Source organism: Stutzerimonas stutzeri (assembly GCF_051028275.1).
Taxonomy (GTDB): domain Bacteria; phylum Pseudomonadota; class Gammaproteobacteria; order Pseudomonadales; family Pseudomonadaceae; genus Stutzerimonas; species Stutzerimonas stutzeri_AS.
On record NZ_CP069269.1, the window covers coordinates 2,967,718 to 2,981,628 of the forward strand.

General features: G+C 58.8%; 15 protein-coding genes and 1 pseudogene. 5 read left to right on the forward strand and 11 right to left on the reverse strand.

From position 1 onward, the window contains the following. Positions 1-59: 59 nt before the first annotated feature. From JQR87_RS13690 to ispF, 6 genes are read right to left on the reverse strand one after another with little or no spacing between them, the layout of a single operon-like run. The gene (locus JQR87_RS13690) at positions 60-902 is read right to left on the reverse strand and encodes a peptidoglycan DD-metalloendopeptidase family protein (protein ID WP_407296201.1); all 843 of its coding nucleotides are present in this window, start codon (positions 900-902) and stop codon (positions 60-62) included. Positions 903-931: 29 nt separating this feature from the next. After that, positions 932-1,867 (reverse strand): DUF368 domain-containing protein, encoded by a 936-nt coding sequence (locus tag JQR87_RS13695; RefSeq protein WP_407296198.1) that lies wholly within the window; start codon positions 1,865-1,867, stop codon positions 932-934. 16 nt (positions 1,868-1,883) lie between these two features. Next, positions 1,884-2,519 carry a protein-L-isoaspartate(D-aspartate) O-methyltransferase gene (locus JQR87_RS13700; protein ID WP_029404859.1) on the reverse strand — a complete coding sequence of 212 codons (636 nt, stop codon included), beginning with the start codon at positions 2,517-2,519 and terminating at the stop codon, positions 1,884-1,886. A gap of 38 nt (positions 2,520-2,557) precedes the next feature. Beyond that, on the reverse strand, positions 2,558-3,307 hold the full coding sequence (gene surE / locus JQR87_RS13705) for a 5'/3'-nucleotidase SurE (RefSeq protein WP_407296196.1): 750 nt from the start codon (positions 3,305-3,307) through the stop codon (positions 2,558-2,560). Continuing rightward, positions 3,307-4,347: a tRNA pseudouridine(13) synthase TruD gene (gene truD, locus JQR87_RS13710; RefSeq protein ID WP_407296194.1), complete on the reverse strand. Its 1,041-nt coding sequence runs from the start codon at positions 4,345-4,347 to the stop codon at positions 3,307-3,309. Before truD ends, surE begins: the two co-directional genes overlap by 1 nt. Next, positions 4,344-4,817 carry a 2-C-methyl-D-erythritol 2,4-cyclodiphosphate synthase gene (ispF, locus tag JQR87_RS13715; RefSeq protein WP_407297694.1) on the reverse strand — a complete coding sequence of 158 codons (474 nt, stop codon included), beginning with the start codon at positions 4,815-4,817 and terminating at the stop codon, positions 4,344-4,346. Before ispF ends, truD begins: the two co-directional genes overlap by 4 nt. Before the next feature lie 182 nt (positions 4,818-4,999). Between ispF and JQR87_RS13720 the strand changes: the two genes are divergently transcribed. Both JQR87_RS13720 and JQR87_RS13725 read left to right on the forward strand, forming a co-directional pair. Continuing rightward, complete coding sequence (locus JQR87_RS13720) at positions 5,000-5,302, forward strand: ArsR/SmtB family transcription factor (protein ID WP_407296192.1); 303 nt, start codon at positions 5,000-5,002, stop codon at positions 5,300-5,302. Positions 5,303-5,341: 39 nt separating this feature from the next. After that, the gene (locus JQR87_RS13725) at positions 5,342-6,391 is read left to right on the forward strand and encodes an alkene reductase (protein WP_407296191.1); all 1,050 of its coding nucleotides are present in this window, start codon (positions 5,342-5,344) and stop codon (positions 6,389-6,391) included. Positions 6,392-6,578: 187 nt separating this feature from the next. Here the strand turns inward: JQR87_RS13725 and fghA are convergent, their stop codons facing one another. Continuing rightward, positions 6,579-7,424, reverse strand: coding sequence for an S-formylglutathione hydrolase (fghA, locus tag JQR87_RS13730; protein WP_407296189.1), 846 nt, complete (start codon positions 7,422-7,424; stop codon positions 6,579-6,581). Positions 7,425-7,494: 70 nt separating this feature from the next. Beyond that, a complete protein-coding gene (locus JQR87_RS13735) occupies positions 7,495-8,610 on the reverse strand; it encodes an S-(hydroxymethyl)glutathione dehydrogenase/class III alcohol dehydrogenase (RefSeq protein WP_407296186.1) in 1,116 nt (371 codons plus the stop codon). A 139-nt stretch (positions 8,611-8,749) separates the two neighbouring features. On the opposite strand from JQR87_RS13735, the gene JQR87_RS13740 reads away from it, so the two are divergent. The 3 genes and pseudogenes from JQR87_RS13740 (at position 8,750) to JQR87_RS13750 (ending at position 11,348) form a co-directional block, all read left to right on the forward strand. Further along, entirely contained in the window at positions 8,750-9,649 is a 900-nt protein-coding gene (locus JQR87_RS13740) for a LysR substrate-binding domain-containing protein (RefSeq protein ID WP_407296184.1), read from the forward strand. A gap of 132 nt (positions 9,650-9,781) precedes the next feature. Then, positions 9,782-10,081: pseudogene (gene hpf, locus JQR87_RS13745) on the forward strand (ribosome hibernation-promoting factor, HPF/YfiA family); the annotation flags it as partial. A 100-nt stretch (positions 10,082-10,181) separates the two neighbouring features. Then, positions 10,182-11,348, forward strand: a complete 1,167-nt coding sequence (locus JQR87_RS13750) for a hypothetical protein (RefSeq protein WP_407296182.1) — start codon at positions 10,182-10,184, stop codon at positions 11,346-11,348. Between the two features lie 68 nt (positions 11,349-11,416). Here JQR87_RS13750 and ispD read toward each other — a convergent pair whose 3' ends face one another. The 3 genes from ispD to eno form a co-directional block, all read right to left on the reverse strand. Then, on the reverse strand, positions 11,417-12,121 hold the full coding sequence (ispD, locus tag JQR87_RS13755) for a 2-C-methyl-D-erythritol 4-phosphate cytidylyltransferase (RefSeq protein ID WP_407296179.1): 705 nt from the start codon (positions 12,119-12,121) through the stop codon (positions 11,417-11,419). Next, on the reverse strand, positions 12,118-12,396 hold the full coding sequence (gene ftsB, locus JQR87_RS13760) for a cell division protein FtsB (protein ID WP_407297692.1): 279 nt from the start codon (positions 12,394-12,396) through the stop codon (positions 12,118-12,120). The genes ispD and ftsB overlap by 4 nt, the downstream gene beginning before the upstream one ends. 194 nt (positions 12,397-12,590) lie before the next feature. Further along, positions 12,591-13,880 (reverse strand): phosphopyruvate hydratase, encoded by a 1,290-nt coding sequence (gene eno / locus JQR87_RS13765; RefSeq protein ID WP_407296177.1) that lies wholly within the window; start codon positions 13,878-13,880, stop codon positions 12,591-12,593. Between the last annotated feature and the right edge of the window lie 31 nt (positions 13,881-13,911).

The window sequence follows — 13,911 nt, forward strand, 5'->3', positions numbered from 1 at the left end:
GGCACCCATTCCCTGGCATCGCTCAAGCCCCTCCTAGGGCCGGAACAGGTTGTAGCAAATCAACGCTTCGGAAGGTATTGCAGCGGATCTACCGGCTTGCCTTGGCGGCGAATCTCAAAGTGCAGTTTCACCCGGTCGGTTCCAGTCGATCCCATCTCGGCAATAGTCTGACCAGCTTTGACTTGCTGACCCTCCTGAACCAGCAACCTACGGTTGTGGCCGTAGGCACTTACATAGGTATCGCTGTGCTTGATGATCACAAGTTCGCCGTAACCCCGCAATCCACTGCCGGCGTACACAACAGCCCCATCAGAAGCAGCTAAAACAGGCTGTCCTAATTCCCCGGCGATATCAATTCCTTTATTCAAACTGCCGTTTGAGGAAAATCGTCCAATAACCGTACCCCCGGCAGGCCAGGCCCAACCGCTCGCGGAACGTGTCACTGGCTTGACAGGCGTAACTGGCGCAGGGGGCTTGGTCGCCGGTACGGTCGGCCGGGTCAAAGGAGGCGGCGTTGGCACCGGATTCGTGACGATCGCCGGTGTCCTGGGCGCGGGAGCGGGTGCGGGAGTAACCGGACGAGCGGCAACGGCACGGGAACCCTGACCACTGAAGCGAATCGTCTGGCCCGGATAGATCACGTGTGGCGGACGGATGTTATTGACCCTGGCCAGGTCGCGCCAATCCCAGCCAAAGCGGAAAGCGATCGACCACAGCGTATCGCCTCGCTGAACGACGTACTGGCCGCTGGTCACTCGGTCGCGGTTATTACGATCAACAACACTCACACCGCCCGACGGTGGACTGGCGCAGCCTGCCAACAGAACACCCGCCAGCATGGCGGCAAGCGCACAACGGACTGATGAACTGCCTATCCACCGCATGCTGGCTGTGAACTTCAATGCCCGCTCCCTATGATCGACATGTCGGTTCAGACGCTTTGTGCGACTGACTGGTGACGCCCGGCGACCCATTCGAGACCCAGCACAAGGGCGACGCCCGCCACCGCAAGCAGGATCGCCAATAAAAGCTGCGGATCTTGCCCGGTCAGATCGCCATAGGCACCGGGCAGCAAATTCTGCTCCAACAGCGGAACGCGCTCGCCATGAGAGTTGGTGCGCCAGGTAAGCGTTTCTTTCCAAGGCCAGACCTTGTTCAGCGAGCCGAGCATCAATCCGGTCAGGAACGCCAGGGTGAGGTCGCGCCACCGCCTTAGCACCCAGCTCAAAACGCGTGCAAAGCTTAACAAGCCGACCAGGCAACCCGCCGCAAACGTAAGCATGATGCCGAGATCCAGGGCTTTGACAGCGCCCAGAACGACGGGGTAAAGGCCCAGAAGGACCAGGATGAAGCTGCCGGATATGCCCGGCAGGATCATCGCGCAGATCGCGATGGCACCAGCGAAGAACAGGCTGATGCCGCCAGTGCTCCATTGCATGGGCGAGGCGACCGTAATCCAGTAGGCGAAACCGATACCCAGGCACAGGCTGACCAACCTCGGCAGGTTGCGGCGCTGAATTTCCTTACCTACAAGATGAACGGAAACCAGAATCAGGCCAAAGAAGAACGACCAGACAGGGATTGGATGCTGTTCTAGCAGGTAAGTAATCAATTTCGCAAGACTCAGCACGCTGGTGAGAATGCCAGCGAACAGAATCATCAGAAATGTTGCGTTGGCGGTGCGCCATGCCTCGCCGATACGACCCTTCAACAGCGGCGGTATAGCGTTCGGCACCGCACCGATCGAACGCAGAAGCTCGTCATAGATGCCGGTAATGAACGCAACGGTTCCACCGGAGACGCCAGGCACGACATCCGCGGCCCCCATGGCCATACCTTTGACGTACAACAACAACGCGTCTTTCATGCTTCCTTCCGCTTGATCAAACTACAGGTCCATTGAGCAGCGGCACGAAGCGAACGGTATCCAGCAAATGGCGGGAAAATCCGTCTTCCTCTCGAATGATCAACATCAGTTGCTGGACTTCGCCAACACCGACCGGGATCACCAGCCGCCCGCCGGGCGCCAGTTGATCGAGCAGAGCCTGGGGCACGTCGGCTGCCGCCGCGGTAACTATGATGCCATTGTAAGGTGCCAATGCAGGCCACCCTTCCCAGCCATCACCCCAGCGAAAGACCACGTTGCGCAGTTTGAGTTCGACCAGCCGCTCTTTTGCTCTATCCTGCAGCGCCTGGATCCGCTCCACCGAAAATACGCGCTCCACCAACTGCGCCAGTACAGCCGTCTGATATCCGGACCCAGTGCCGATCTCCAACACCTTATCCAGCGGACCGTCGGCAAGCAGAAGCTCGCTCATACGGGCCACCATGAAGGGTTGCGAAATGGTCTGGTTGTGCCCGATGGGCAGTGCGGTGTCTTCGTAAGCGCGGTGAGACAGGGCCTCATCTACGAACAGATGGCGCGGTGTGCGGCGAATCACTTCAAGCACGCGCGGGTCGGAAAGCCCCTCTTCGTACAGCCGCTGAATCAGACGATCACGGGTGCGCTGCGAGGTCATCCCGGTGCCGTGACGCAACAGGTCATCAGATCCGCGGTTCACAACACCCCCTCCAGCCAACTGTCGAGGCCATCGAATGCCTCACGGAACGTCCGGTCCAGCTGCAGCGGTGTGATTGAGACATAGCCTTGCATGACGGCATGAAAATCGGTGCCTGGCCCTCCGTCTTCCACATCGCCGGCAACGGAAATCCAATAGCCTTCCTTACCCCGCGGGTTCGCCTGTTTGACCGGCGGCTTTGCCCTGCTTCGATGGCCCAGCCGAGTCAGTTGGATCCCGCGAATATGGTCAAGCGGCAAGTTGGGAACATTGACGCTTAATACCGTACGCGGCGGAAGCTCCAGCGAGGCATGCTGCTCGACCAGCTTGCGCGCGATATAGGCAGCGGTTGGCAGGTTATCGGTTAGTCGTGACACCAGGGAGAAAGCGAAGGCGGGTTTGCCGGTGAAGCGGCCTTCAATGGCTGCTGCGACGGTCCCGGAGTACAGCACGTCATCGCCCAGATTGGCGCCCAGGTTGATACCTGACACGACCATGTCGGGCACCTCTTCAAGCAGTCCGTTGATTCCCAGATGGACGCAGTCCGTTGGCGTTCCGTTCACGCCGATGAAGCCGTTCGGCATGATTGTAGGGTGCAGCGGGCGATCCAGGGTCAGCGCACTACTGGCGCCGCTCATGTCCTGAATGGGGGCTACCACCCTGCACTCCGCGAGGTCCGCCAGCGCGTCATAAAGCGCGGCGAGCCCAGGTGCATACACCCCGTCGTCGTTGGCGATCAAAATACGCATCAGATGTCCGTCTGCCCTGCCAGGCTGACCAATTCACGTACCACAGCTGTGGCGAAGCATCCGGTCGGCAGGACGAATTCAAGTTGCAGAATGTCAGGCTCGGGATAATGCCACGACAAGCCATTAATGGGGAGGCGAAGAATACGCCGTTCATGCTTCATTCCGGCTTCTGCGAGCCACTTGGCGATTGACGGCTCCGTTGCCGCCACTGCCGACTCCAGCGCCTTTATATCGGCACAGGACGGCGAATCTCCAGCGCCCCATAACGGGCCAGTGGGATGCAGATCCAGCACCGCCAGCCTGGGGTCAGCGCATTCGGCTTCGCCAGCCAAAAAAAAGCTGCGACTGTCTGTAAAGGCCAGCAAATCACCCACCTGCGCCTGGTTCCAGCTGCCTGCTTCGACCCGCTCGGCCAGCAAGCGGTTGAACAGATAGCTGCGCCCGGCGGATAACAGGCGAGAGCGAAGATTGCGCTGCGCTGGCAGTTCCTGTCGCTCGGCGTACACTCGGGTGCCCTGCAGGTTGCCCCCTTCGAAGCCAAAACGTTGCAAGCCGAAGTAATTCGGTACACCGTGCGTCTTGATGCGTTCCAGGCGGTCGTCCAGCTCTGTGGGTGCTGCCTGCAGCTCCGTTAGCCGAAGGGTGAAACCGTTAGCAGAGTGCGCGCCGCGTTGCAGTTTTCGCTGATGTCTGCCGCTCTGAAGAATCCTCAGCGTATCGTCCTCAGCCGATGACAACGCGGGATCAACCTTTCCTGGCAAATGCAGGCTGAACCATTGACGGGTCAGCGCCTGGCGGTCCTTCAACCCGGCATAACTGATGGCGCGTACCGGAACCCCGGCCGCTCGAGCGAGACGTCGCGCAGCTTCTTCGGTATTGAGGTTTCGCTTTTCCACCCATAGCCAAAGGTGTTCTCCGGCGCCAGACAAAGGAATGTCGAGCACTTCATCGACCTGAAAGTCCTCCGGGACAGCCTTGAGCACGGCAGACCCACAAGCGCCACCGTGCGCCCGTGGACCAAGCAACTGATCTTCGGTCATGCGCCGACCAGCAGTGCGACGGCGTGAACCGCAATGCCTTCTTCGCGCCCGGTGAAGCCAAGCTTCTCGGTAGTGGTGGCTTTGACATTGACCTGATCCAAGTCAACTTGGAGGTCCTCGGCGATCAGGCTGCGCATCCGTTCGATATGCGGCGCCATCTTCGGCGCCTGCGCGACGATGGTGGCGTCCACGTTACCCACCTTCCAGCCTTTGGCCTGTATTTGCTTGACCACGTGGCGCAGCAGAACACGGCTATCGGCTCCTTTGTACGCTCGATCGGTGTCCGGAAAGTGCTTACCGATATCACCAAGCGCCGCCGCGCCAAGCAAAGCATCGCTCAACGCATGCAACAGCACGTCGCCATCCGAATGCGCGAGCAGGCCGGACCTGTGAGGAATTCGCACCCCGCCGAGGGTGACGAAATCGCCCTCACCGAACCGATGCACGTCATAGCCGTGGCCGATACGCATAGTCATTGCACCTCGAAAAGATCAGCCCGCGATTCTACAGGACCGCAGCGGCGGTTGGAGTCGCAGTGGTGAGAACCCTGCGCATCGATACCGACAATAAACACCATCAACCGAATCGATCTCATATCGTCTTTCACCGATATATAGTTCGCCCCACCACGATATACCAACCGGACAACAGCATGCCTGACGAGCTGGACGACATCCTCAAGGCGATAGCCCACCCTCTACGTCGGGAAATACTGAGTTGGCTGAAAGAACCTCAACGCTACTTCTCCGAGCAGCACCATTCGCTCGAGAACGGCGTGTGCGCCGGGCAGATCGACCGGCGAGCCGGACTATCGCAATCAACGGTATCGGCGCACCTGGCAACACTGCAACGAGCGGGACTGATCACCAACCGCAAAGTTGGTCAGTGGCACTTTTTCAAACGCAATGAACCGGCCATCGAAGCATTCGTAACCCGTCTAGGACGCGAACTCTGAACTTCGCAGCCCTCACCGTGTAATAGGAGCAGCATCGCTATGCCTACACTTTTCGACCCGATCAAGATTGGCGACCTGGAACTGGCCAACCGCATCATCATGGCCCCTTTGACCCGTTGCCGTGCAGAGCCGGGCCGAGTACCAGGTGACCTTATTGCCGAGTACTACGCCCAGCGGGCCGATGCTGGCCTGATCATCAGCGAAGCGACTTCGGTCACGCCGATGGGCGTCGGCTACCCGGATACCCCCGGTATCTGGTCCGCCGAGCAAGTACAGGGCTGGAAAAAGGTAACCGATGCAGTCCACGCAAAGGGCGGAAAGATTGTGTTGCAGCTCTGGCACGTAGGCCGGATTTCCGATCCGATTTACCTTGAGGGCCAGCTTCCAGTCGCGCCGAGTGCCATCAAGCCCGCCGGCCACGTCAGTCTGGTGCGCCCAATGAAGGACTACGAAACACCGCGCGCACTTGAAACCGAAGAAATCGCTGGCGTCATCGAGGCGTACCGCAAGGGCGCGGAAAACGCACGTGAGGCCGGTTTCGATGGTGTCGAGATTCACGGCGCCAACGGCTATTTGCTCGACCAGTTTCTGCAAGACAGTACTAACAAGCGCACCGACGCCTACGGTGGCTCGCTGGAAAACCGTGCCCGGCTGCTGCTCGAAGTAACCGACGCGGCAATTGGTGTCTGGGGCTCGGGCCGGGTTGGCGTACACCTCGCTCCAAGGGCCGATTCACACGATATGGGCGATTCGAACAGGGCCGAGACATTCGGCTATGTGGCCCGCCAACTCGGCAAGCGCGGCATCGCCTTTATCTGCACGCGTGAGAAAGCCGGCGCGGACAGCCTGGGCCCGCAACTGAAAGAAATCTTCGGCGGGGTTTACATCGCCAACGAGCGCTTCACGAAGGAACAGGCCAACGCCTGGCTGGCAGACGGCAAAGCCGACGCAGTCGCATTCGGCATTCCGTACATCGCCAATCCTGACCTGGTCGAACGTCTACGCCAAAACGCTCCGCTCAACGAGCCACGGCCTGAGCTGTTCTACGCCCAAGGCGCCGAAGGCTACACCGATTATCCATCGCTCTAGCTCCTTGCGATGGAAGGCTCGGCCGGGTACCGGTCGGGCCTTTTTTCTTTCTGGCTGTGGTGAGTCCAAAACGTGGCTCGCGAACTTCAACGCAACCCAGGTTAGAGCAGTACCAGGGCCCCGTCAGCTCACTCACACCACGTCTCGGATCGCGAGCACCTTCGCTCACAATGAGCACGGTACGAATTCATGCGCTCAGCGCTTTCGCATGATGACGCAGGTGCTCATCGATGAAACTGGCTATGAAGTAGTAACTATGGTCGTAGCCCGGCTGGATACGCAGCGTCAGGGGATGGTTCGCGGCGGCGGCTGCAGACTCCAACGCTTCCGGCTTCAATTGATTAGCCTTGAAGTCATCGCGATCACCCTGATCTACCAGTATCGGCAGTTTCTCCTGCGCGCTGGATAACAGGGCACAGGCATCCCACTCACGCCAGCGTGCACGATCTTCCCCAAGATAATGAGAAAAAGCCTTCTCGCCCCAGGGGCAGTTGGCTGGATTCGTGATCGGCGCGAAAGCCGACAGCGACTGGTACCGGCCAGGATTTTTCAAAGCGCACACCAGGGCACCATGCCCTCCCATCGAATGCCCGCTGATGCCGCGCTTGTCAGACACCGGGAAGTTTGCCTCGATCAGATTCGGCAGCTCATCGACCACATAATCATGCATTCGGTAGTGCTGAGCCCAGGGCTCTTGAGTCGCGTTCAGGTAGAAGCCTGCACCAAGACCAAGGTCATAAGCGGCTTCCGGGTCATCAGGAACACCAGGCCCCCGCGGGCTGGTATCTGGCGCGACGATTATCAGACCGAGTTCAGCAGCGAGCCGATGCGCCCCCGCTTTCTGCATGAAGTTTTCATCGGTACAGGTCAGACCGGACAGCCAATAGAGTACCGGCAGCTTGTCGCCCTGCTCCGCCTGAGGCGGCAGATACACGGCAAACACCATGTCGCAATTCAAGCTGGCAGAACGGTGACGATAGCGTTTGTGCCAGCCACCGAAGCTCTTCTGGCATGAAATGTTCTCAAGGCTCATGGGGCCCTCCTGAAGCGGGCAGCGGTGCTCCCCCAGTCACAAGCGGAGCACCGCAACCCGACACGCTGGATCAATAGTGGATGACGGTCCGAATGCTCTTGCCTTCATGCATCAAGTCGAACGCGTGGTTGATTTCATCCAGCCCCATGTTGTGGGTGATGAAGGTGTCCAGCGGGATCTCGCCGGTCTGGGATTTCTCAACGTAACTCGGCAACTCGGTGCGCCCCTTGACGCCACCAAAGGCGCTGCCACGCCAGACGCGTCCAGTCACCAGCTGGAAAGGTCGAGTGCTGATTTCCTGACCGGCTCCGGCCACGCCGATAATGACCGATTCGCCCCAACCCTTGTGGGCACACTCCAGGGCGGCGCGCATCAATTGGACGTTGCCTACGCACTCGAAGGAATAGTCCACGCCACCGTCGGTCATCTCGACGATCACCTCTTGGATCGGCTTGTCGTGATCCTTGGGATTAACAAAGTCGGTCGCGCCCAACTCTTGCGCAATAGCGAACTTTGACGGATTGATGTCGATTGCAATGATTCGGCTGGCCTTCGCCATCTTCGCTCCGATGACCGCTGCCAGGCCGATACCGCCCAGGCCGAAGATCGCCACAGTGGCGCCCTCTTCGACTTTTGCGGTGTTGATTACAGCGCCAATACCGGTGGTGACGCCGCAACCGAGTAGGCAAACCTTGTCCAGCGGCGCTTCCTTGGGGATCTTCGCCACCGAGACTTCGGGCAACACGGTGTACTCGGAAAAGGTCGATGTACCCATATAGTGGTAAATCGGCTCGCCGTTATAAGAAAACCGCGAGGTTCCGTCCGGCATCAGGCCTTTACCCTGCGTAGCGCGCACCGAACTACAGAGGTTTGTCTTGCCGGATTTGCAGAATTTGCATTGACGGCATTCGGCGGTGTACAGCGGTATCACGTGATCGCCCACCGCAACCGAGGTAACGCCCTCGCCGACTGCCTCGACAACCCCGCCACCTTCATGACCAAGGATGCACGGGAAGACGCCTTCCGAATCTTCGCCAGAAAGCGTGTAGGCATCGGTATGGCAGACGCCTGTCGCGACGATGCGCACCAGCACTTCGCCTGCCTTGGGCGGCTGCACGTCCACTTCGACAATTTGCAGTGGTTGATTCGGGGCGAACGCGACTGCGGCACGGGATTTGATGGTCATGTCTGACTGTACTCACTGTGGATAGTGACAGGCAGTGTAGTTTCCTAGGCATACGGGGTTAATAAGCTAGCCGTAGAAACATTATTGCCACACAGGGATAATCGCTCCTTACTCAACGTAATCAACGACGGGTTCGCTTATGAATCGGTGGGAAGGACTGGATGAGTTTGTGGCAGTTGCCGAATCCGGCAGTTTCATGCGCGCCGCCGATCAACTGCGCGTGTCGTCCTCCCACGTCAGCCGCCAGGTCGCACGCCTTGAGGAACGCCTGCAAGCGCGCTTGTTCTACCGCACTACACGTCGAGTATCGTTGACTGAAGCCGGCCATACCTTTCTCTCCCGCTGCCAGCGGTTGATAGAAGAGCGCGACGAAGCCTTTCACGCCGTCACGGACCTGCATGCCGCACCCACCGGTTTGCTGCGCATGACGGCAGCGGTTGCGTACGGCGAACGCTTTATCGTGCCGCTGGTAAACGAATTCATGGCGCAGCATCCCCAGCTGCGGGTCGACATCGAACTCTCCAATCGCACGCTCGACCTGGTTCAGGAGGGCTACGACCTGGCCATACGCCTGGGTCGCCTGAGCGAGTCGAGGCTGGTCGCCACCCGCATAGCACCGCGGGCCATGTATCTGTGCGCAGCTCCACGCTATCTCGAACGATACGGCCGACCACATACCCTATCCGAGCTTGCCCGACACAATTGCCTGGTAGGGACTGGGGATACCTGGATATTGCAGGTGGATGGTCGAGAGCAGCTGTTCAAACCATCTGGCAACTGGCGCTGCAACAGTGGACAGGCGGTCTTGGACGCCGCGCTGCGTGGCTTTGGCCTCTGTCAGCTTCCGGACTATTACGTTCAGGGGCCGCTGCACCGTGGTGAGCTGGTGTCGTTGCTGGAAACCTATCAACCCCCGAATACAGCCGTGTGGGCTGTCTACCCACAGCGGCGTTATCCCCTGCCGAAGGTTCGGCTGTTAATTCAAGCTCTGAAGGACGGGCTCGCAACCCGCCCGGAATACTGCAACCAATACGACTGAGTAGCGACTGCGCCGCGTGTCCGACCGCTGAACTTCAGGCGGAACCCGACTTAACCCACCACGTCGAAATTCTGAAGCCGGTGCCTCCGGCCCTCTGCTTGAGCGAGCCGGCCATTCAATCAGGAGGACATCATGCAGATTCTGGTGAACAGCAATCATAGCGTCGACGTGACCAGCAATCTTGAGGAGCACGTGAAAGCGACGGTCGAAAGCGAACTGGAACGCTTCGACGATCAGCTGACCCGAGTCGAAGTTCATCTCAACGACGAGAACAGTGGCAAAAGTGGCCCGCAGGATAAGCGTTGCCAGATGGAAGCGCGCATCAAAGGACACGAGCCCATTTCGACCAGCCACAAAGCCGACTCGCTGAATCTGGCGATAGACGGTTGTGCCGAAAAGCTCAGCCATGCGCTTGCCCATGCGCTAGACAAAAAACTTAACCATCACTGAACGCCACCTGCTACGACCCGCCGAAGCGGGCTGATGGACATCCATGAGGAACCGAACCATTTAACAACGAGAGAGGCCGTATATGAACAGATTGCTCGATCGTGAAACCATGTCCAAACTGCTGGCAAAGCGCGAAGCACCTTGCCTCTCGCTTTACCAGCCTACCCACCGCAGCTTTCCCGAGCGTCAGCAGGATCCGATTCGCTTCAAGCACCTTGTCCGAGAGCTTGAAGACTCGCTCAAGCAACAAGGCCGTGGAGACCAAGCCAAAGCGTTGTTGAAGCCATTCCACGACCTGATCGAGGACACCGATTTCTGGAACTCCAACCGTGATGGGCTTGCAGTCTTCCGTGCCGAAGATTACTTCGAGGTGTTCCGCCTGCAGCGCAGCGTTCCAGAACTCGCTGTTGCTAACGACCGCATGCACCTCAAGCCGCTGTTGCGGATCGCACAGTCCGCCGACCGCTATCAAATACTGGCAATCACACTGGACTCGGTTCGTCTGTTCGAAGGCAACCGCGACGGCATCGATGAGGTCCGCTTGGGTGAGGGCGTTCCGAAAACCGTTGAAGAGGCGCTTGGCCGCGAGCTGACCGAAAAGGGTCAGACCGGCTTCCCGCAGGGCTACAGCCGGGCCAGCGAACGGGGCGACCCAATGCAGGTAGAAAGCGGTGGCGCCGGGCGCCAAGATGAAATTGATCGGGACCGGGAGCGGTTCTTCCGGGAGGTGGATCGTGCCATTCTCGAACACCACAGCCGCAAGTCACGACTGCCGTTGATTCTCGCTGCACTTCCGGAGCACCAGTTCCATTTCCGTAAGCTCAGTCACAACGAATTTCTACTGCCGGAGGGAATCGAAAACGACGCGTCCTTGCTGAGCCACGACGAGCTTCGCCAAAAGAGCTGGATGGTCATGCAGCCGCGCTACATCAAACGTCTGGAAGGTTTCATCGACCAATACGGCGAATCCCACGGACAGGGGCTGGCTACCGATCAGCTTGAGCAGATTGGCCAGGCAACACTCGAAGGACGCGTCGCGACCCTGCTGGTGGAGGCGGACCGACAAATTCCGGGGGTAGTGGATAAGCAGCAGGGCAAGGCTGTCGCGGTGGAAGACGACTCGGCCACGACGCCCGATTTGCTCGATGAACTGACCATATGGACGCTGGAACAAGGCGGCGAGGTGATTTCAGTACCTACTGAACGCATGCCGACAGAAAGTGGTGCCGCTGCGATTTACCGCTACTGATCGCATGTCTTCGCCACCGCTATGCAGGGCGCATCGATCCCTGCCTAGCGTACAGGGCAGCGCTGGACTCAGGCTTTCCAGCGCTGTTCCAGCCATTGCAGGTCTTCCGGCCGCGTGATCTTGAGATTGTCGGCACGCCCTTCGACCAAACGCGGCCGAAGCCCCACCCACTCTAGCGCGGATGCTTCGTCTGTCACGGCAATTCCGCTGGCTAGCGCATCTGCCAATGCTTCGCGTAACGATCCAAGCCTGAACATCTGAGGCGTGAACGCCTGCCAGACCACAGCACGATCGACCGTCTCCTGGACTCGCCCGTCGGCATCGGCACGCTTGAGCGTATCGCGAGCCGGAACAGCAAGCAGCCCGCCGACAGGATCATATGCAAGGGTTTGAAGCAGTTGATCCAGATCTGAGGCCGCCAGGTTGGGTCTGGCAGCATCGTGCACCAGCACCCAGTCGCCGTCTGAGGCACCGAGCCCGGACAGCCTGTGCAGGCCACACAGGACAGAGTCGGCCCGCTCGCACCCACCATCGGCACGGTAGACTCGCGGATCAGTCGAGCAAACGAGATCAGGCCAATATGCATCATCGCTCGCGACACACACGACCAGCCCCTTGAGCTGAGGATGGTCCAGGAAACATTCAAGGGTGTGCTCAAGAATGGTCCGTCCGGCCAGCTGCAGATACTGCTTGGGACGGTCGGCTTTCATGCGACTGCCAACGCCGGCGGCAGGGATTACGACCCAGTACGGCGGAAGATTGCTTTTATTCATTCGGTCAGCTGAAAGAGGGTTTCGCCCTCTTTCACCATGCCTAACTCATGGCGCGCGCGCTCTTCCACGGTTTCCATTCCCTGCTTGAGCTCCCTCACCTCGGCTTCGAGAATCCGGTTTCGCTCGAGCAGTCGTTGGTTTTCACCCTTTTGCTCGGCGATCTGTTTGTTCAACCCGCTGACCTGAGCGAGGCTGCCCTCACCCACCCACAGACGATACTGCAGGCCACCCAGCAGCAGAATAAGCACAACGAACAACCAGTAGGGACTGCGCATGGAAGGCATGGATTGAATTCGGTTGGTTTCCAGTGACGTTGTATAAGCGGCGGTCAGCAACATGGCTCGGCTTTCCTTTGCTGGCGAGCGCATCGCTGTTCGCGACCTTAACAGCGCTGACCGTTATCCACAAAAAAAGGGCGACTAACGCCGCCCTCTTCTAGCATGCCCAAGCTCTTCGAGCGATAGGCTGGTTAGCCGCGAAACTCGGCGCGCCCCTTGTAAGCTGCTTTTCCGCCAAGTTGCTCTTCGATACGAAGCAGCTGGTTGTACTTCGAAACACGGTCCGACCGGCACAGCGAGCCAGTCTTGATCTGGCCAGCAGCAGTGCCAACTGCCAAATCGGCGATGGTGCTGTCTTCGGTTTCACCTGACCGGTGAGAGATCACCGCGGTGTAACCGGCAGCCTTGGCCATCTGAATGGCTTCTAGCGTTTCAGTCAATGACCCAATCTGGTTGAACTTGATCAGGATCGAGTTACCGATACCCTTCTCAATACCTTCCTTGAGGATTTTAGTGTTGGTCACGAACAGGTCGTCGCCAACCAGCTGAACTTTGCTGCCGATCTTGTCTGTCAGAATCTTCCAGCCGTCCCAGTCGGACTCGTCCATACCATCTTCGATGGAAATGATCGGGTAACGCTCGGACAGGCCGGCAAGGTAGTCGGCGAAACCAGCAGCGTCGAAGACTTTGCCTTCACCTGCCAGGTCGTACTTACCGTTCTCGAAGAATTCGCTAGAAGCGCAATCGAGTGCCAAGGTAACGTCGTCGCCCAACGTGTAGCCGGCGTTGGACACTGCTTCTGCGATAGCTGCCAGAGCATCTTCATTAGATGCCAGATTGGGTGCGAAGCCGCCTTCATCACCAACCGAGGTGCTCAGGCCACGGGCCTTCAGCACTGCCTTGAGGTGATGGAAAATCTCGGCGCCCATGCGCAGGGCATCCGCAAAGGTCTTGGCGCCAACCGGCTGCACCATGAATTCCTGGATGTCGACGTTGTTGTCGGCGTGCTCGCCGCCGTTGATGATGTTCATCATCGGGACCGGCATCGAATACTGACCAGGGGTGCCGTTGAGGTTGGCGATGTGTGCGTAGAGGGGCAGATCCTGGTCCTGAGCAGCGGCTTTGGCTGCAGCCAACGACACAGCGAGGATAGCGTTAGCACCCAGCGAAGCCTTGTTTTCGGTACCGTCCAGCTCGATCATGGCGCGGTCAAGCGCCTTCTGGTCCAGCGGATCCTTGCCCAAGAGCAGATCACGGATCGGGCCATTGATGTTGCTGACAGCCTTCAGCACACCTTTGCCCATATAACGGCTTTTGTCGCCATCGCGCAGCTCCAACGCCTCGCGGGAACCCGTAGAAGCACCAGACGGCGCACAGGCGCTGCCAGTGATACCGTTATCCAGGATAACGTCCGCTTCCACAGTGGGGTTGCCACGGGAGTCCAGAACCTCACGCCCTTTGATGTCGACGATCTTTGCCATTTTTATTAACACTCCGTAGATAGCTTCAAAG